Annotated in this window: 9 protein-coding genes and 1 tRNA gene; 9 read left to right on the forward strand and 1 reads right to left on the reverse strand. The window is 72.4% G+C overall.

The annotated features are described in order from the left end of the window. Positions 1 to 132 precede the first annotated feature (132 nt). Complete coding sequence (locus tag WA788_RS19045) at positions 133 to 858, forward strand: DegT/DnrJ/EryC1/StrS family aminotransferase (protein WP_335978858.1); 726 nt, start codon at positions 133 to 135, stop codon at positions 856 to 858. Positions 859 to 920: 62 nt separating this feature from the next. Then, positions 921 to 993: transfer RNA gene (locus WA788_RS19050), tRNA-Thr, on the forward strand. An 85-nt stretch (positions 994 to 1,078) separates the two neighbouring features. Here the strand turns inward: WA788_RS19050 and WA788_RS19055 are convergent. Then, complete coding sequence (locus tag WA788_RS19055; RefSeq protein WP_335978860.1) at positions 1,079 to 3,706, reverse strand: SpoIIE family protein phosphatase; 2,628 nt, start codon at positions 3,704 to 3,706, stop codon at positions 1,079 to 1,081. A gap of 328 nt (positions 3,707 to 4,034) precedes the next feature. On the opposite strand from WA788_RS19055, the gene WA788_RS19060 reads away from it, so the two are divergent. The 7 genes from WA788_RS19060 to WA788_RS19090 all read left to right on the forward strand — a co-directional run bounded on the left by WA788_RS19060 (position 4,035) and on the right by WA788_RS19090 (position 18,038). After that, entirely contained in the window at positions 4,035 to 9,575 is a 5,541-nt protein-coding gene (locus tag WA788_RS19060) for a hybrid sensor histidine kinase/response regulator (protein ID WP_335978862.1), read from the forward strand. A gap of 310 nt (positions 9,576 to 9,885) precedes the next feature. Beyond that, the gene (locus tag WA788_RS19065; RefSeq protein WP_335978864.1) at positions 9,886 to 10,593 is read left to right on the forward strand and encodes a response regulator; all 708 of its coding nucleotides are present in this window, start codon (positions 9,886 to 9,888) and stop codon (positions 10,591 to 10,593) included. Between the two features lie 196 nt (positions 10,594 to 10,789). Continuing rightward, positions 10,790 to 13,591, forward strand: a complete 2,802-nt coding sequence (locus WA788_RS19070; RefSeq protein ID WP_335978865.1) for a DNA translocase FtsK — start codon at positions 10,790 to 10,792, stop codon at positions 13,589 to 13,591. 316 nt (positions 13,592 to 13,907) lie between these two features. Further along, positions 13,908 to 14,729: a helix-turn-helix domain-containing protein gene (locus WA788_RS19075; protein ID WP_335978868.1), complete on the forward strand. Its 822-nt coding sequence runs from the start codon at positions 13,908 to 13,910 to the stop codon at positions 14,727 to 14,729. A 131-nt stretch (positions 14,730 to 14,860) separates the two neighbouring features. Continuing rightward, positions 14,861 to 16,537, forward strand: a complete 1,677-nt coding sequence (gene rimO / locus WA788_RS19080; protein WP_335978870.1) for a 30S ribosomal protein S12 methylthiotransferase RimO — start codon at positions 14,861 to 14,863, stop codon at positions 16,535 to 16,537. Then, entirely contained in the window at positions 16,534 to 17,415 is an 882-nt protein-coding gene (gene pgsA, locus WA788_RS19085) for a CDP-diacylglycerol--glycerol-3-phosphate 3-phosphatidyltransferase (protein WP_335978872.1), read from the forward strand. Before rimO ends, pgsA begins: the two co-directional genes overlap by 4 nt. Beyond that, on the forward strand, positions 17,412 to 18,038 hold the full coding sequence (locus WA788_RS19090) for a CinA family protein (RefSeq protein ID WP_335978874.1): 627 nt from the start codon (positions 17,412 to 17,414) through the stop codon (positions 18,036 to 18,038). Before pgsA ends, WA788_RS19090 begins: the two co-directional genes overlap by 4 nt. The last annotated feature ends 51 nt before the right edge of the window (positions 18,039 to 18,089 follow it).

The following is an 18,089-nucleotide window of genomic DNA, read 5'->3' on the forward strand; positions in this document are numbered from 1 at the left end:
ATTTGAATAAGGCCCCAACCCCCGAGGTTTGTCCCGGGGGTTGGGGCCTTTTTGCTGCTCGTTACCCTCATGTTCACGTCGCAACGGGAACCTGGGCACCCCGACAGGCGGAGGTGTGGAGACGTGCAGCAGATGACGACTGCCGGACGGCGGCCCGGGATCGCTTGCGAGATGACCGCGACCGCGGTGCGCGACACCCTGAAAGCGCTCGGCATCGGCCGCGGCGACGAGGTCATCGTGCCGTCGTACGGTCCCGGCGCGCCCGCCGACGGGACCCGGCTGGCCGGAGCCACCCCCGTGTTCGCCGACATCGACCCCCGGACCTTCTGTGTGGACCCCGCGTCCGTGGCGGCCTGCGTCACCGCCCGCACCGCCGCCCTGCTGCCGGTGAACGTCTTCGGGCACCCCGCCCCCATGGACCGCCTGGAGGACCTCGCGAGCCGGCACGGGCTCGCCGTGGTCGAGGAGACCCCGAGCAGCGAGGACATCGGCGCCGTTGCCCGCCGCCGGGCCCACGCCCGCTTCCTGGACTCCGCGCTCACCGGGGTCGTGGTGCCGTACACCGAGCCTGGCGCGCACCACCTCTACCACCAGTACACCGTGCGGGTGCCGGGCAACGGCCGGCCGGACCGGGACGCCTACCTGCGGGCGCTCGCGGTGCGCGGGGTGCGCGCGACCCTGGCCGTACCGGTGCCGGTGCACCGGATGCCGGCGCACCGGGCCGCCCCGCCGGCGGAGCTGCCGCAGACCGAGCTGGTGGCCGCCGATTCGCTGTCGCTGCCGGTCCACTCGGCCCTGACCCAGCGCGAGTTGACCCACATGGCGACGGTTTGCAACCGCCTCGGTGGGATCGTCTGACCATCGTCCGACCGCTGTTTTCGCGCACGGCCGTCGATGGGCTACGATCTTCCCATCGACGCGCCCCAATAGCTCAGTCGGTAGAGCGTCTCCATGGTAAGGAGAAGGTCTACGGTTCGATTCCGTATTGGGGCTCTGCGAAAAGGAAAGGCCCCCGCCGTTCGGCGGGGGCCTTTTCCGTGCGCGCCGGAGTCAGCGCGCCGGAGTCAGCGCGCCAAGGTCAGGGCGTCGGCAGCGTGGGGACCCGCATCGCGAGGATCGCCATGTCGTCGGAGGGCGCGTCCGCGGCGAAGCGTTCCACGGCCCGCTGGATGCGCGCGGCGACCGCGCCGGCCGTCAGGCCCGTACACGTGGCCAGGACGTCGGCGAGGCCGTCGTCGCCCAGCATGCGGCTGCCCTCGCGGCGCTCGGTGACGCCGTCGGTGACACACAGCAGGACGTCGCCCGGGTCGAGGGTGACGGACTGCTCGTAGAGGTCGAGGTCGTCCATGACACCGAGCAGGGGCTGCGGTTCCGCGGCGGGCTCCACGCTGCCGTCGGGGCGCAGGCGCAGCGGCAGCGGGTGCCCGGCGCAGACCATGCGCAGTTCGGCGCTGCCGTCCTCGCGGGGCCACAGCTCGCCGTACAGGAGGGTCAGGAAGCGGCTGCGGGCGCCCTCGTCGAGGATGGCGGCGTTGAGGAGTTGCAGGACGGAGGGGCCGCCGAAGCCCTCGCGGGCGAGCAGGCGCAGGGCGTGCCGGGCCAGCCCCGTGACGGCGGCGGCCTCGGGGCCGGTGCCGCAGACGTCGCCGATGGCGAAGCCCCAGCAGCCCTCGCGGATCGGGAAGAGGTCGTAGAAGTCGCCGCCGACCTCGTTGCCCTCGCCGGCGGCGCGGTAGACGACCTCGACCTCGACGCCGGGGATGTGGGGCAGCTCGGGCGGTAGCAGGCTGCGTTGGAGGGCCTGGCTGATGGCGGTGCGCTCGCTGTAGAGGCGGGCGTTGTCCAGGGCGAGGGCGGCGCGGCGGGAGAGGTCCTCGGCGAGTTCGAGGATCTCCTGCCGGAAGCGTTCGTCGGTGGGCTTGCCGAGGGTGAGCATGCCGATCACGCGGTTGCGGGCGACCAGGGGCAGCACGACCGTTTCGCCGCCGACGGCGGCGGCGGTGGCCAGGGCGACGCCCGGGGTGGTGGTGGAGCGGGCGCCGGGGGTGGTGCCGACGCCGAGGCTGCGCAGGGATGCGCGCAGCGCGCTGGAGTGGGCGGCGTCGGAGGGCGCGGTCCAGATCCGGGCGCCGGGGGTGGGGTCGGGCTCGGGCGGTCGGACCTGCTGGAGGAGGGCCTTGATGCCGTCGATGCGGTCCTCGTCCTCGTGGAGGACGAAGGCGAGTTCGGGTTCGGACTGCTCGGCGATGGTGTAGACGGCGCACCAGCTGGCGAGGGTGGGCACGGTCATCTGGGCCATGAGGGCCAGGGTCTGGTCGCGTTCGAGGGTGCCGGCGAGCAGGTCGGAGGCTTCGACGAGGAAGGACAGCGAGCCGCGGCGGAGCCGTTCGAGTTCGGTGAGGCGGGCGCTCTCGACGGCCAGGGCGATCCGGTCGGCGGCGAACTGGAGGCGCAGGGCCTCCTGGTTGCTGTAGCGGCCGGGGGCTTCGGCGGCGACGCCGAGGGAGCCGGTGAGGCGGCCTTCGACCTTGAGCGGGACGGTGACGACCGAGCGCATGCCGGTGCCGGACAGCAGTGGTACGGCGCCGGGTACGGCGGTGAGGTCCTCGTGGACGGCGGGCATGCGGGCGCTGCCGTAGCGGCCGGTGCCGGCTTCGACGGGGACGCGGGCGAAGCGCTGGCGGGCGGAGGGCAGGCCGGTGGAGGCGCGGACTTCGAGTTCGGTCTCGTCGTCGGTGGCCAGCAGCAGGTAGGCGGCGTCGCCGTCGAGCATGTCGCGGGCGCGTTCCACGGTGCGCTGGAGGAGGCCGTCGAGGTCGTCGGGGGCGGGGGAGCCGATGAAGACCTCGAAGGCGTCGGTGGCCTTGCCGCGCTGGGAGGCGTGGGGGTCGGTGCCGTGGCTGCCGCGGTTGGGTGTCTGGAGGACGGCGCGTTCCTCGGCGCGGACCAGCAGGCAGACGGTGGAGGGTTCGCCGGCGGTGTCGCGGACGCGCAGGTGGGAGCCGTAGACGGGCAGGACGCGGCCGCCGGCGTCGCGCAGGCCGTAGGTGCCTTCCCAGCGGGAGAGCTGGAGGGCGTCGGCGAGGCCGATGCCGGTGCCGGGGGTCTGCGGCCAGGCGGCGAGGTCGGCGAGGGACTTGCCGACGATGTCGGCGGCGGTGTGGCCGAACAGGTCGGTGGCGTCGTCGTTCCAGCGGGTGATGGTGCCGGCGCGGTCGACCTGGACGACGGCGACGCGGACGCTCTCGTCGGCGACGGGGAGGCTGGCGGTGGGTAGGACCGGGCCGGCGGAGCGGGTGCCGGTGGGGCGCTGGGGCAGTTCGAGCTGGAACCAGACGTACTTGCCGGCGGCGGAGTACTCCACGCCCCAGCGGCTGGCCAGGGCGGAGCAGAGCAGCAGGCCGCGGCCGCCTTCGTTGTCGGTCTCGCGGAACTGGCGGCCGCGGGTCTGCATGGGGACTTCGCGCTCGGGGTAGTGGTCGGCGACCTCGACGCGGACGGCGGTGTCGTACCGCAGGCACTGCACGTCGGCGGCGGTGCCGGCGTGGACGACCGCGTTGGTGACCAGTTCGCTGGTCAGGACGACGGCGTCGTCGACCACGTCGGCGAAGCCCCAGCCGTGGAGGGTGTCGCGGACGAAGGCGCGGGCGATCGCGACGGACCGTCCCACCGGTTCGAAGGTGGCCGCTGCACGCGCCGTGATCACCGATCTCCTCATGGTTCGTGTCCGGGCGGGCGGGGCGCCCGCGGCTGCCGGTGCGTTTCCGGGTTGCTGGAACGTCACTCGGCGGCTCCCCTGCGTGTGCGCCCGTCGGGAGGCTGGACCTTCCGGCTGGGCAGCACCGTTCACGTTACCTACCCGCACCGACCGTGTGTGCGCCGGTTACCCGTGTTTCCACCCCGATCGTGGTCGCAGTTCCGCGGATGCGGCCGAACTGTTATGGGAGGGGTGGGCCGTAGTGAAACACTGGGCATGTTCTGAAGGTTGCAAGCTTGCTCATCTGCGGGTCGGTCGACCCTCCGGGAGGCACACGGTGGAGTCTGGCGCGTCGGCGCGGGCCACGGTCACGCGTACGAAGAACGGGCGATCCCGTGGGGGTGGGACCGTCGAGGTGGACTCGGCGGCGCTCACCAAGCTGCTGGGGGCGCTGTCGGCGATGCGGGACGGGAACTTCCGCAAGCGGCTGCCGGTGTCGGGGGACGGGCCGCTGGCGGAGATCGCGGTGGTCTTCAACGAGGTCGCGGACCGTAACCAGCACCTCACCGGTGAGCTGGCGCGGGTGCGGCGGGTGGTGGGCCGGGACGGGAAGCTGACCGAGCGGCTGGAGACGGGGCCGTCGGAGGGTGCGTGGGCGGCGGCGATCGAGGCGTCGAACGCGCTGGTGGACGACCTGGTGCGGCCGGTGTCGGAGGTCGGGCGGGTGCTGTCGGCGGTGGCCGAGGGCGATCTCGAGCAGCGGATGGATCTGCGGGCGCAGAACGCGGACGGGTCGGCGCATCCGCTGCGCGGGGAGTTTTTGAAGGTGGGCCGGACGGTCAACGGCCTGGTGGACCAGTTGTCGGCGTTCACCGACGAGGTGACGCGGGTGGCGAGCGAGGTCGGCACCGAGGGCAAGCTCGGCGGGCAGGCGCGGGTGCGTGGCGTGTCCGGGTCCTGGAAGGACCTGACGGACTCGGTCAACACGATGGCGTACCGGTTGACGGCGCAGGTGCGGGACATCGCGCTGGTGACGACGGCGGTCGCGAAGGGTGACCTGTCGCGCAAGGTGACGGTGCATGTCGCGGGCGAGATGCTGGAGCTGAAGAACACCGTCAACACGATGGTGGACCAGCTCTCGTCGTTCTCGTCCGAGGTGACGCGGGTGGCGCGTGAGGTGGGCACCGAGGGTGAGCTGGGCGGCCAGGCGCAGGTGCCGGGGGTGGCCGGGGTCTGGAAGGACCTGACGGACTCGGTGAACCTGATGGCGGGCAATCTGACCGCTCAGGTGCGGGACATCGCGCAGGTGACGACGGCGGTCGCCAACGGCGATCTGACGCAGAAGATCACCATCGGGGCGCGGGGCGAGGTCGCGCAGCTGGCCGAGACGATCAACGCGATGACGGAGACGCTGCGGACGTTCGCCGACGAGGTGACGCGGGTCGCGGGGGAGATCGGCGCGGAGGGACAGCTCGGCGGTCAGGCGCAGGTGCCGGGGGTGGCGGGCACCTGGAAGGACCTGACGGACTCGGTGAACACCGCGTTCCGGAACCTGACGGCGCAGGTGCGGGACATCGCGCAGGTGACGACGGCGGTGGCCGGTGGTGATCTGTCGCAGAAGGTGACGGTGGACGTCTCCGGCGAGATGCTGGAGTTGAAGAACACCGTGAACACGATGGTGGACCAGCTGTCGGCGTTCGGTGACGAGGTGACGCGGGTCGCGCGCGAGGTGGGTGTCGAGGGCCAGTTGGGCGGCCAGGCGCAGGTGTCGGGTGCGGCGGGGACGTGGAAGGACCTGACGGACTCCGTCAACAACGCATTCCGGAACCTGACGGCCCAGGTGCGGAACATCGCGCAGGTGACGACGGCGGTCGCCAACGGCGATCTGTCGCAGAAGGTGACGGTGGACGTCTCCGGCGAGATGCTGGAGTTGAAGAACACCGTGAACACCATGGTGGACCAGCTGAGTTCGTTCTCGCAGCAGGTCACGCGGATGGCGCGGGACGTGGGGACCGAGGGGCGGCTGGGCGGTCAGGCCCGGGTGGACGGGGTGTCGGGTACCTGGAAGGACCTGACGGACTCCGTCAACTTCATGGCGGGCAACCTGACGTCGCAGGTGCGGCAGATCGCGCAGGTGACGACGGCGGTGGCGCGCGGTGACCTGTCGCAGAAGATCGACGTGGACGCGCGGGGCGAGATCCTGGAGCTGAAGAACACCATCAACACGATGGTGGACCAGCTGTCGTCGTTCGCGGAGCAGGTCACCAGGGTGGCCCGTGAGGTGGGTACGGACGGGCGGCTGGGCGGTCAGGCGCAGGTGCCGGGTGTGGCCGGTGTGTGGCGGGACCTGACGGACTCGGTGAACTTCATGGCCGGCAACCTGACCGGCCAGGTGCGCAACATCGCCCAGGTCGCGACGGCGGTGGCGCGCGGTGATCTGTCGCAGAAGATCGACGTGGACGCCAAGGGCGAGATCCTGGAGCTGAAGAACACCCTGAACACGATGGTGGACCAGCTGTCGTCGTTCGCGGAGCAGGTGACCAGGGTGGCCCGTGAGGTGGGTACCGAGGGCATCCTGGGCGGCCAGGCGGAGGTCAAGGGCGTCAGCGGTACGTGGAAGGACCTGACGCAGTCGGTCAACTTCATGGCGAACAACCTGACCTCCCAGGTGCGCAACATCGCCGATGTGACGTCGGCGGTGGCGGCGGGGGACCTGTCGCGGAAGATCACGGTCGACGCGAAGGGCGAGATCCTCGCGCTGGTGACGACGGTGAACACGATGGTGGACACGCTGTCGGCGTTCGGTGACGAGGTCACCCGGGTGGCGCGCGAGGTGGGTACCGAGGGCCAGTTGGGCGGTCAGGCGCGGGTGCGTGACGCGTCGGGCATCTGGAAGGACCTGACCGACTCGGTGAACGGCATGGCGTCGAACCTGACGTCGCAGGTGCGGTCGATCTCCTCGGTGGCGACGGCGGTCGCCAACGGCGACCTGACGAAGAAGATCGACGTGGACGCCCGGGGCGAGATCCTGGAGCTGAAGAACACCATCAACACGATGGTGGACACGCTGTCGGCGTTCGGTGACGAGGTCACCCGGGTGGCGCGCGAGGTGGGTACCGAGGGCATCCTCGGCGGCCAGGCGCGGGTGCCGGGGGTGGCGGGCACCTGGAAGGACCTGACGGAGTCCGTCAACGGGATGGCGTCCAACCTGACCGGTCAGGTGCGGCAGATCGCGCAGGTGACGACGGCGGTGGCGCGCGGTGACCTGTCGAAGAAGATCGACGTGGACGCGCGCGGCGAGATCCTGGAGCTGAAGACCACGATCAACACCATGGTCGGGCAGCTGTCGGCGTTCGGTGACGAGGTGACGCGGGTCGCCCGCGAGGTGGGTACCGAGGGGCGGCTGGGCGGGCAGGCGCGGGTGCCGGGCGTGTCGGGGATCTGGAAGGACCTCACCGAGTCGGTGAACCTGATGGCCAACAACCTGACCTCGCAGGTGCGCAACATCGCGCAGGTGGCCACGGCGGTGACCCGCGGCGATCTGAACCTGCGGATCGACGTGGACGCGGCCGGGGAGATCCTGGAGCTCCAGGACTACATCAACACGATGATCGTGCGCCTGCGCGAGACGACGCTCGCCAACAAGGAGCAGGACTGGCTCAAGGGCAACCTGGCCCGGATCTCCGGTCTGATGCAGGGGCGGCGCGACCTGCGCGACGTGGCGGCGCTGATCATGAGCGAGCTGACGCCGGTGGTGTCGGCGCAGCACGGCGCGTTCTTCCTCGCGCGGGACACCGCGGAGTCCGGTGAGGAGTACGAGCTCGCGCTGATCGGCAGTTACGGCTTCTCGCGGCGCACGATGTCGTCGGTGTTCCTGCCGGGCGAGGGGCTGATCGGGCAGGCGGCGGTGGAGAAGCGCTCGATCCTGATCGAGCAGGCGCCGCCGGGATACCTGAAGATCGTCTCGGGGCTGGGCGAGGCGCCGCCGGCCCATGTGATCGTGCTGCCGGTGCTCTTCGAGGGGCGGGTGCTGGGGGTGATCGAGCTGGCCGCGTTCCAGCCGTTCACGCAGATCCAGAAGGACTTCCTCGACCAGATCACCGACATCATCGCGATCAGCGTCAACACGATCTCGGTGAACACCAAGACCGAGGGGCTGCTCAAGCAGTCGCAGGAGCTGACCGAGCAACTCCAGGAGCGTTCGGACGAGTTGGAGAACCGGCAGCGTGCGTTGCAGCGGTCCAACGAGGAGCTGGAGGAGAAGGCCGAGCTGCTGGCGGAGCAGAACAGCGCGATCGAGGTGAAGAACACCGAGATCGAGGAGGCCCGGCAGGTCTTGGAGGAGCGCGCCGAGCAGCTCGCGGTGTCGATGCGCTACAAGTCGGAGTTCCTGGCGAACATGTCGCACGAGCTGCGGACGCCGCTGAACTCGCTGCTGATCCTCGCCAAGCTGCTGGCGGACAACGCGGACGCCAACCTCTCGCCGAAGCAGGTGGAGTTCGCCGAGACCATCCACGGCGCCGGCTCCGACCTGCTGGAGCTGATCAACGACATCCTGGACCTGACGAAGGTCGAGGCGGGCAAGATGGACGTCTCGCCGACCCGGATCGCCCTGGTGCAGCTGGTGGACTACGTGGAGGCGACGTTCCGGCCGCTGACGGCGGAGAAGGGCCTGGACTTCTCGGTGCGGGTCTCGCCGGAGCTGCCGGCCACCTTGCACACCGACGAGCAGCGGCTGCTCCAGGTGCTGCGCAACCTGCTGTCGAACGCGGTGAAGTTCACCGACTCCGGGTCGGTGGAGCTGATGATCCGGCCGGCCGGGCCGGAGGCGCCGCAGTCGATCCGGGAGCAGCTGCTGGAGGCGGGCACGCTGCGCGACCCCGACCAGCCGCTGATCGCGTTCTCGGTGTCCGACACGGGCATCGGTATCGCGGCGAGCAAGATGCTGGTGATCTTCGAGGCGTTCAAGCAGGCCGACGGCACCACCAGCCGCAAGTACGGCGGCACCGGTCTGGGGCTGTCGATCAGCCGGGAGATCGCGCGCCTGCTGGGCGGTGAGATCCACGCCGACAGCCAGCCCGGCCGCGGCTCGACGTTCACGCTGTACCTGCCGCTGAGCCTCGGCGACACGCTGCCGGTGCAGCCGCAGCCGTCGATCGGCGACGGTGAGGACTTGGAGGGCGAGCAGCGGGCGCAGGGCCGTACCCGCAGCCCCGGCAGCAGCCTGGCCCGGCTGCGCCGCCGCTCCGCGCAGCCCGCGCCCGGCCCGACCCGGCCGGAGCAGGGCGGGAACGGCGCGGGCAGCGGCGACGGCGGGGCCGGGCGGTCCGGGTACGGCGGGTCCGGCGGGTCCGGCGCGGCGAACGGGTCGGGCGCGACGGGCGGCTCGGGTGCCGCTGCGAACGGCCGGGCGGGCGCTCCGGGAGGCGCTGAGGGCGACGCGGACACCGCGGCGCGCGAGACGGCGCACGGGGGCCCGTACCCGGCCTTCAGCGGCGGTTTCAGCGGCGAGAAGGTCCTCATCGTCGACGACGACATCCGCAACGTCTTCGCGCTCACCAGCGTGCTGGAGCAGTACGGGCTGACGGTGCTGTACGCGGAGAACGGCCGCGAGGGCATCGACGTCCTGGAGCAGTACGACGACATCGCCGTGGTGCTGATGGACATCATGATGCCGGAGATGGACGGGTACGCGACGACCGCGGCGATCCGCAAGATGCCGCAGTTCGCGGGGCTGCCGATCATCGCCCTCACCGCGAAGGCGATGAAGGGCGACCGGGAGAAGGCGATCGAGTCGGGCGCGTCGGACTACGTGACCAAGCCGGTGGACACCGACCACCTGCTGGCGCTCATGGCGGACTGGATGCACGCCCGGTGAGCCGCCGGCGGGCGGCCGGGCGCGGTCCGATGATCGACTTTGCGCGAAGATGGCTGAATATTTTGCCGACTTGAGCACTCAAGTGAGGTGTGAGTCGCCCGGGATCTGGGAACCTTACGGTCTCCGCTTGCGTTTCCGTTATGTGCTCAGTGACGTGGCGGTGACAGGGTGTGGCGACCGGCAGGGTGCGACTACCATGACCGGCACAAGGACGGGCGGCGGGACATTGCTGCCCCCGGGGGCGGCGATCGGCGCTTCCGTCGGCGTTGCGAGTCGGGGAGGCCCCAAGCCGGGGCGAGGAGGGCATGGCGTGGTGCAAAAGGCCAAGATCCTCCTGGTCGATGACCGGCCGGAGAATCTGCTGGCGCTGGAGGCGATCCTCTCGGCGCTGGACCAGACCCTGGTCCGTGCATCGTCAGGGGAGGAAGCGCTCAAGGCGCTGCTGACCGACGACTTCGCGGTGATCCTGCTCGATGTCCAGATGCCGGGCATGGACGGGTTCGAGACCGCGGCACACATCAAGCGGCGGGAGCGCACCCGGGACATCCCGATCATCTTCCTCACCGCGATCAACCACGGCCCGCACCACACCTTCCGCGGCTACGCGGCGGGCGCGGTGGACTACATCTCCAAGCCGTTCGACCCGTGGGTGCTGCGCGCCAAGGTCTCGGTGTTCGTGGACCTGTACATGAAGAACTGCCAGCTGCGCGAGCAGGCGGCGCTGCTGCGGCTGCAGTTGGAGCAGGGCGCGCCGTCCGGCGCCGCGGTCGAGGCGGCCGGTGCCGCCGGCGCGAAGGAGTCCGTCGGCCTGCTCGCGGAGCTGTCCGCGCGGCTGGCCGCCGTGGAGGAGCAGGCCGAGGCGCTCGGCAAGCAGCTCGACGGCAGCGCGGACGCCGCGGCGGTCGCCACGGCCGCCCACCTGGAGCGCAAACTCACCGGGCTGCGCCGGGCGTTGGACGCGCTGGACCCCAGCGGCCCGGGCGGCGGCGGCGAGTTGGGCCGGCAGCACAGCGGCTGAGGCGGCGGCGCGGGCGGCCGCGGGCCAGGACGCCCCGGCCCGCCGCCCGCGCACCGCCCGCGCACCGGCCGCCCGCAACGCCGGACGCGCCCGGCACGTGACACGGCGTCAACCCGGCGCCCGGCGCGTTCCGACACGAACGGGCGTATCCCCGTGCAGGCGTGTCACTCGATCACAAGGGCGGTAACCTCGGCCCATGGCCCCCCGTACGTCCGGCACCGCCAAGAAAGCCGCGGCGCGGCCTCCGGCCAAGAAGGCAGCGGCGAAGAAGCCCGCGGCCAAGACCGCGGCCAAGAGCGCTGCCGCCCGACCGCCCGCCAAGAAGGCCGCGGCGGCCAGACCCGCGCCCGCGGCCGCGCCCTCACCCACCGGCGGCCTGTACCGGCTGGTGCGCGCGGTGTGGCTGGGCATCGCCCACGGCGTCGGCGCGATCTTCCGCGGCATAGGGCGCGGTGCGCGCGGCCTCGACCCGGCCCACCGCAAGGACGGCGTGGCGCTGCTGCTGCTCGGCGTGACCCTGGTGGTCGCCGCCGGCACCTGGTCCAACCTCGACGGCCCGGTCGGCGACCTGGTCGCGCTGCTGGTCACCGGCTCCTTCGGGCGGCTGGACCTGCTGGTGCCGTTCCTGGTCGGCGCGGTCGCCGTCCGGCTGATGCGCCACCCCGAGCAGCCCGAGGCCAACGGCCGGATCGTGATCGGCCTGTCCGCGCTGGTGCTCGGCGTGCTGGGCCTGATCGACATCGGCTGCGGCGCGCCGTCCCGCGCCGACGGCGCCCAGGCGCTGCGCGACGCAGGCGGCCTGATCGGCTGGGCCGCGGCCGCGCCCCTGCACTACACGGTCGGCTCCGCGCTCGCCGCGGCGCTGCTCGTGCTGATCACCGTCTTCGGGCTGCTGGTGGTCACCGCCACCCCGGTCAACGCCATCCCGCAGCGGCTGCGGGCCGCCGGTGTCCGGGTGGGCCTGTACGCGCCGCCGCCGGACCCCGACGCGATTCCGCTGGAGGACTTCTTCGACGACGGCGCGGACGCCGCCTCCGGGTTCTCCGCCGGCGCGGACGAGGACGACTCGCCGGTGCGCCGGGTGCCCGCCCGCCTGACGAAGTCCCGCGCCGGCCAGGGCGCCGACGCCGACCCGTACGACATAGAGCGTGACGGCGACGAGGCCGGCTCGGGCATGGGCGGGCCCGGCCCGCAGGAGCAGGACAAGCCGCGCCGTAGGTCCCGCAAGCGTGCCGAGCCGGCGCCCGCGGCCAAGGGCGAGGACCTCGACCTCGACCCGGTGGACGTCGCCGCCGCGGCGGCCGCGGCCCTGGACGGCGCGGTGCTGCACGGCGTGCAGCCCTCCCCGCTCGTCGCCGACCTCACCAGCCGGCTCACGAAGCCGGTGCCCGCCGCCCGCGCCGATGACACCGGCGGCCAGGACACCGCCGGCTCCGTCCCCGACCTGACCAAGGCGCCGGACCGCACCGACGGCGAGCCTCCGCTGCCGCCGCGTGCCGAGCAGCTCCAGCTGTCCGGCGACATCACCTACGCGCTGCCCTCCCTGGACCTGCTGGAGCGCGGCGGCCCCGGCCGCACCAGGAGCGCGGCCAATGACGCGGTCGTCGCCTCGCTGACCCAGGTGTTCAAGGAGTTCAAGGTCGACGCGGTCGTCACCGGCTTCACCCGCGGCCCGACGGTCACCCGGTACGAGGTCGAGCTGGGCGCCGCGGTGAAGGTGGAGCGGATCACCGCGCTCGCCAAGAACATCGCGTACTCCGTGGCCAGCCCCGATGTGCGGATCATCAGCCCGATCCCCGGCAAGTCCGCGGTCGGCATCGAGATCCCCAACAGCGACCGCGAGATGGTCAACGTCGGCGACCTGCTGCGCTCGGCCGACGCCGCCGGCGAGGACCACCCGATGACCGTCGCGCTCGGCAAGGACGTCGAAGGCGGCTACGTCGTCGCCAACCTCACGAAGATGCCGCACGTCCTGGTCGCCGGCGCCACCGGCTCCGGCAAGTCCTCCTGCATCAACTGCCTGATCACCTCCGTGATGTGCCGGGCCACCCCGGACGAGGTGCGGATGGTGCTGGTCGACCCCAAGCGGGTGGAGCTGACCGCCTACGAGGGCATCCCGCACCTGATCACGCCGATCATCACCAACCCCAAGCGCGCCGCCGAGGCCCTCCAGTGGGTGGTGCGCGAGATGGACCTGCGCTACGACGACCTCGCCGCGTACGGCTTCCGGCACATCGACGACTTCAACGCGGCGGTGCGCTCGGGCAAGGCCAAGACCCCCGAGGGCAGCGAACGGGAACTGACCCCGTACCCCTACCTGCTGGTGATCGTGGACGAGCTGGCCGACCTGATGATGGTCGCGCCGCGCGACGTGGAGGACTCCATCGTCCGCATCACCCAGCTCGCCCGCGCCGCCGGCATCCACCTGGTGCTGGCCACCCAGCGGCCGAGCGTCGACGTCGTCACCGGCCTGATCAAGGCCAACGTGCCCTCCCGGCTCGCCTTCGCCACCTCCTCCCTCGCCGACAGCCGGGTCATCCTCGACCAGCCCGGCGCGGAGAAGCTCATCGGCAAGGGTGACGGGCTGTTCCTGCCGATGGGCGCGAACAAGCCGATCCGGATGCAGGGCGCGTTCGTCACCGAGGACGAGATCGCCAAGGTGGTCGAGCACTGCAAGGCGCAGCTCACCCCGACCTACCGCAGCGACGTCACCGTCGGCAGCGGCCCCAAGAAGGAGATCGACGAGGACATCGGCGACGACCTGGACCTGCTGTGCCAGGCGGCCGAACTGGTGGTCTCCACGCAGTTCGGCTCCACCTCGATGCTCCAGCGCAAGCTGCGGGTGGGCTTCGCCAAGGCAGGGCGGCTGATGGACCTGATGGAGTCGCGCGGCATCGTCGGCCCGAGCGAGGGCTCCAAGGCACGCGACGTGCTGGTCAAGGGCGACGAGCTGGACGGGGTGCTGGCGGTCATCCGCGGCGGCGACGCACCGGCCTGAGACGCCCCGGCGGCACCCCGCCGCGGGCGGCGCGGGCCGCCGGGCGGAGCTACCCGCGGACGCACCCGGACGTGCGTACCATTCGTCACACAAGTGGAGTCGTGGCACGTGTGATCCCGGCCGAGTCGGGGCACGTTCAAGGGCAACCGTTTCTCCGGTCCACGCGTCAAGCTGTACAGGCCGGACGACCGTCGTCCCGCGGACACCCCACCTGCCCGCGGGCGCGGCCCCAACCCCCAGACCACCTGCCCCGGTGATTCGTACCGCCCCTAGACTGACCTTCCAGCAGGCGGCTGCACGCTCGAAAGGCGCCCTCGTGTCCATCGGCAACTCGCCCCCCGCCGACCGTCCTTCGGTCGGCCGCGCCCTCGCCCAGGCCCGTACCGAGGCGGGACTGACCGTTGACGAGGTCAGTACCGCCACCCGGGTGCGGGTGCCGATCCTCCAGGCGATCGAGCAGGACGACTTCTCCCGCTGCGGCGGCGACGTCTACGCCCGCGGCCACATCCGCGCCGTCGCCCGCGCGGTGGGACTCGACCCCGACCCGCTGGTCGCCCAGTACGCCGCCGACCACGACACCGACTCCGCGCCGCCCCCGGTCGCACCGCTGTACGAGGCGGAGCGCATCAAGTCCGAGCCGCGCCGCCCGAACTGGACCGCCGCCATGGTCGCCGCGATCGTGGCCGTCATCGGCTTCGTCGGGTACACCGCGGTCAGCGGCAGCGGCGGCAGCGGGAAGTCCACCGCCGAGTCCACCACGAGCGCCACCGCCTCGCCCACCGCCCCCGCGACGACGACATCCGCGCCCCAGGGCAACGGCGCGCCCACCAACCCGCAGCCGACCGACACCGGCAGCGCCATCGCCGAGGCACCGCCCGGGAAGGTCACGGTCAAGGTGACCGCGCAGGGCGGCGCGAGCTGGATCCAGGCCACCGACGGCACCGGCAAGCAGCTCTTCCAGGCGTCCCTCAAGGAGGGCGAGTCCAAGACCTGGACCGACGACAAGAAGATCAAGCTGATCGTCGGCAACGCGGGCGCGGTCCAGCTCTTCGTCAACGGCAAGGACCTGGGCCCTGCCGGCGACAAGGGACAGGTCGTACGGCTGACGTACACGCCGGGCGACCCGACGCAGGGCTGAGACCGGCCGGGTCCCCGGGGCCCGCGGGCGGCCCCACCTGGGGCGCCGCACGCGCGCGGGCAGCAGGCGGACCTGCGTTCGGCCGACCGCGCGGCGAAGCCCCTGACAGGCCACCGGGTAGTCTGGTCCCTATGCCCGAACCCCGTACCGTCGCCCTTGTCACGCTCGGCTGCGCCCGCAATGAGGTGGACTCGGAGGAGCTCGCCGGACGGCTGGCGGCGGACGGCTGGCGGCTCGTCGAGGACGCCGCCGACGCCGACGTGGCCGTGGTGAACACCTGCGGCTTCGTCGACGCCGCCAAGAAGGACTCGGTCGACGCCCTGCTGGAGGCCAACGACCTCAAGGCGCAGGGCCGTACCCAGGCGGTCGTCGCGGTGGGCTGCATGGCCGAGCGGTACGGCAAGGACCTCGCCGAGGCGCTGCCGGAGGCCGACGGCGTCCTCGGCTTCGACGACTACGCCGACATCTCCGACCGGCTGCGCACCATCCTCGGCGGCGGCATCCACGCCCCCCACACCCCGCGCGACCGGCGCAAGCTGCTGCCGGTCAGCCCCGCGGAGCGGCAGCGCGCGGTCTCCGGTGCCGGCGGCGAGGGCGCGCGCGGCGCGGTGGCGCTGCCCGGACACGGCCAGGGCGCGGCTGGGGCGGACGGGGGCCACGCGGCCGGCGGGAGCGACGGGGCCGGCGGGAGCAGAGGCGGCGCGCTTGCCGAACAAGGCGGCGTCCGGGACGTGCCGGACCTGCCCGAGGGCGTCGCGCCCGCGTCGGGACCGCGCGCCCCGCTGCGCCGGCGGCTCGACTCGGGACCGGTCGCGTCCGTGAAGCTCGCCTCCGGCTGCGACCGCCGCTGCACGTTCTGCGCGATCCCGTCCTTCCGCGGCTCGTTCATCTCCCGGCGCCCCTCCGACGTGCTCGGCGAGACCCGCTGGCTGGCCGGGCAGGGCGTGAAGGAGGTCATGCTCGTCAGCGAGAACAACACCTCCTACGGCAAGGACCTCGGCGACATCCGCCTGCTGGAGTCGCTGCTGCCGGAACTGGCCGCCGTCGAGGGCGTGGAGCGGGTGCGGATCAGCTACCTCCAGCCCGCCGAGATGCGGCCCGGGCTCATCGACGTGATGACCGGCACCCCGGGTGTGGTGCCGTACTTCGACCTGTCGTTCCAGCACTCCGCGCCGGGCGTGCTGCGCGCCATGCGCCGCTTCGGCGACACCGAACGCTTCCTCGAACTGCTGCACACGATCCGGTCGAAGGCGCCCGAGGCCGGGGTCCGCTCCAACTTCATCGTCGGCTTCCCCGGCGAGAGCGAGGAGGACCTCGCCGAGCTGGAGCGTTTCCTCAGCGAGGCGCGGCTCGACGCCATCGGCGTGTTCGGCTACTCCGACGAGGAGGGCACCGAGGCCGCCGGCTTCGCGCACAAGCTCGACGAGGACGTGGTCGCCGCCCGGCTCGCGCGGGTCTCCCGGCTGGCGGAGGAACTCACCGCGCAGCGCGCCGAGGAGCGGCTCGGCTCCACCGTCCGGGTCCTCGTCGAGTCCTACGACGAGGAGACCGGCGAGACCACCGGACGCGCCGACCACCAGGCCCCGGAGACCGACGGCCAGGTGATCCTGCTGCCGCCCGCCGGGAACGCCGCCGGTGCGGCGGGCGTTGGGGCTTCCGGCGGGGTGTGGCGGCCGGCGCCCGGGACGTTCGTGACCGCGAAGGTGACGGGCACCGAGGGCGTGGACCTGATCGCCGAAGTGCTGCCCGAACTGGCCGGTGCGTCCGGTGCGCAGGGCACGGAGTGTTCCGAGGGAGTGCGCAGATGAGCGGAGGCGCCGAGCCCACGCCGCCGCGACTTCGGGCGGCTGCCGCGGCGCAACCGGCCGCGGCGGGTGCCGGCGGCGGCAGTGGGCGGAGCGGGGCCTCCACCGGGGCGCGGATCGCCGGCGGGAGCGCCGGCGGAGCGGCCGGGGCGACCGTGGCCGACGGCGCCGGGCGGACCGGGGCAGCGCGGCGGACCGCCGGGCAGGCCGGGCTGTGGAACGTCGCGAACCTGCTGACGATGTCCCGGCTCGTGCTGGTCCCCGGGTTCGTCCTGCTGCTGGTGCACGACGACGGGCACGACCCCGCCTGGCGCTCCTTCGCCTGGGCCGCCTTCGCCATCGCCATGATCACCGACCTCTTCGACGGCGAACTGGCCCGGCGCTACGGCCTGGTCACCGACTTCGGCAAGATCGCCGACCCGATCGCGGACAAGGCGATCATGGGTGCGGCGCTGGTCGGGCTGTCCGCGCTCGGCGACCTGCCGTGGTGGGTCACCGGGGTCATCCTTTTCCGTGAACTCGGCATCACCCTCATGCGTTTCTGGGTGATCCGGCACGGCGTCATCCCGGCCAGCCGCGGCGGCAAGCTCAAGACGCTCACGCAGGGCGTCGCCGTCGGCATGTACGTCCTGGTGCTCACCGGTCCGCTGGCCAGCATCCGGGCCTGGATCATGGCGGTCGCGGTGGTGCTGACGGTGGCGACCGGCGCGGACTACGTCCGGCAGGCGGTGGTGCTGCGGCGGGCCGGGCTGGCGGCGCGGGCAAACGCGCAAGGATCGGCCGGGGGATCGGCCGGCGGTTCGGCGGAGGGTTCGGCGGAGGCAGCAGCCGGTGGGGCCGCGGAGTCCGGGGCCGAACGCGAGCGCCGGCAGGGCGTGTGAGCGCCGGGCACCCGGGCGGGCCGCCCGGCGGGGCCGGGAAAGCCGCTGAGGCGGCGCGAGAGGCGCTGCGGCTGCTCGTGGGCCGCTCGGCGACGCTCGCGGTCGCGGAGTCGCTCACCGGCGGTCTGGTGGCCGCCGAGCTGGCCGCGGTGCCGGGGGCCTCGCAGGCGTTCCGCGGCTCCGTCACGGCGTACGCGACCGAACTGAAGCACGAACTCCTCGGCGTCGACGCCGGCCTGCTCGCCGAACGGGGCGCGGTGGACGCCGGCGTGGCGCGCGCGATGGCCGAGGGCGTACGCGACCGGCTCGGCGCCGACTGGGGTGTGTCGACCACCGGCGTCGCGGGCCCGACCCCGCAGGACGGGCAGCCGGTCGGCACCGTCTTCGTCGCCGCCGCGGGGCCGCACGGCACCGTCGTCGCGCCGCTCCTGCTCGACGGCGACCGCGGCGCGATCCGGCAGGCGTCGGTGGCGGCTGTCCTGGAACTGCTCACCGGAGAACTCCGGAGGAGTACGGTTGCGGGTCCGGAGTCCACCGCGGCCCCGGCCGAAGGACAGCAGGACGGCAAGGGCCCAACGGGCACACGTAACGGTCCCGGTACGAGTATCGGCGGCCAAGGATAGGGAAGAAGACGGGGGGAAGTGATGTTTGCAGCCCTGAGTGAACACGTCTTC

The sequence above is a fragment of the Streptomyces sp. CA2R106 genome (assembly GCF_037034245.1).
GTDB lineage: Bacteria > Actinomycetota > Actinomycetes > Streptomycetales > Streptomycetaceae > Actinacidiphila.

What these genes read in the sequence shown, in the direction of transcription:
- WA788_RS19045 (WP_335978858.1), top strand. Translation starts at nt 133, where the DNA reads ATGACGACTGCCGGACGGCGGCCCGGGATCGCTTGCGAGATGACCGCG.
- WA788_RS19070 (WP_335978865.1), top strand. Translation starts at nt 10,790, where the DNA reads ATGGCCCCCCGTACGTCCGGCACCGCCAAGAAAGCCGCGGCGCGGCCT.
- rimO (WP_335978870.1), top strand. Translation starts at nt 14,861, where the DNA reads ATGCCCGAACCCCGTACCGTCGCCCTTGTCACGCTCGGCTGCGCCCGC.
- pgsA (WP_335978872.1), top strand. Translation starts at nt 16,534, where the DNA reads ATGAGCGGAGGCGCCGAGCCCACGCCGCCGCGACTTCGGGCGGCTGCC.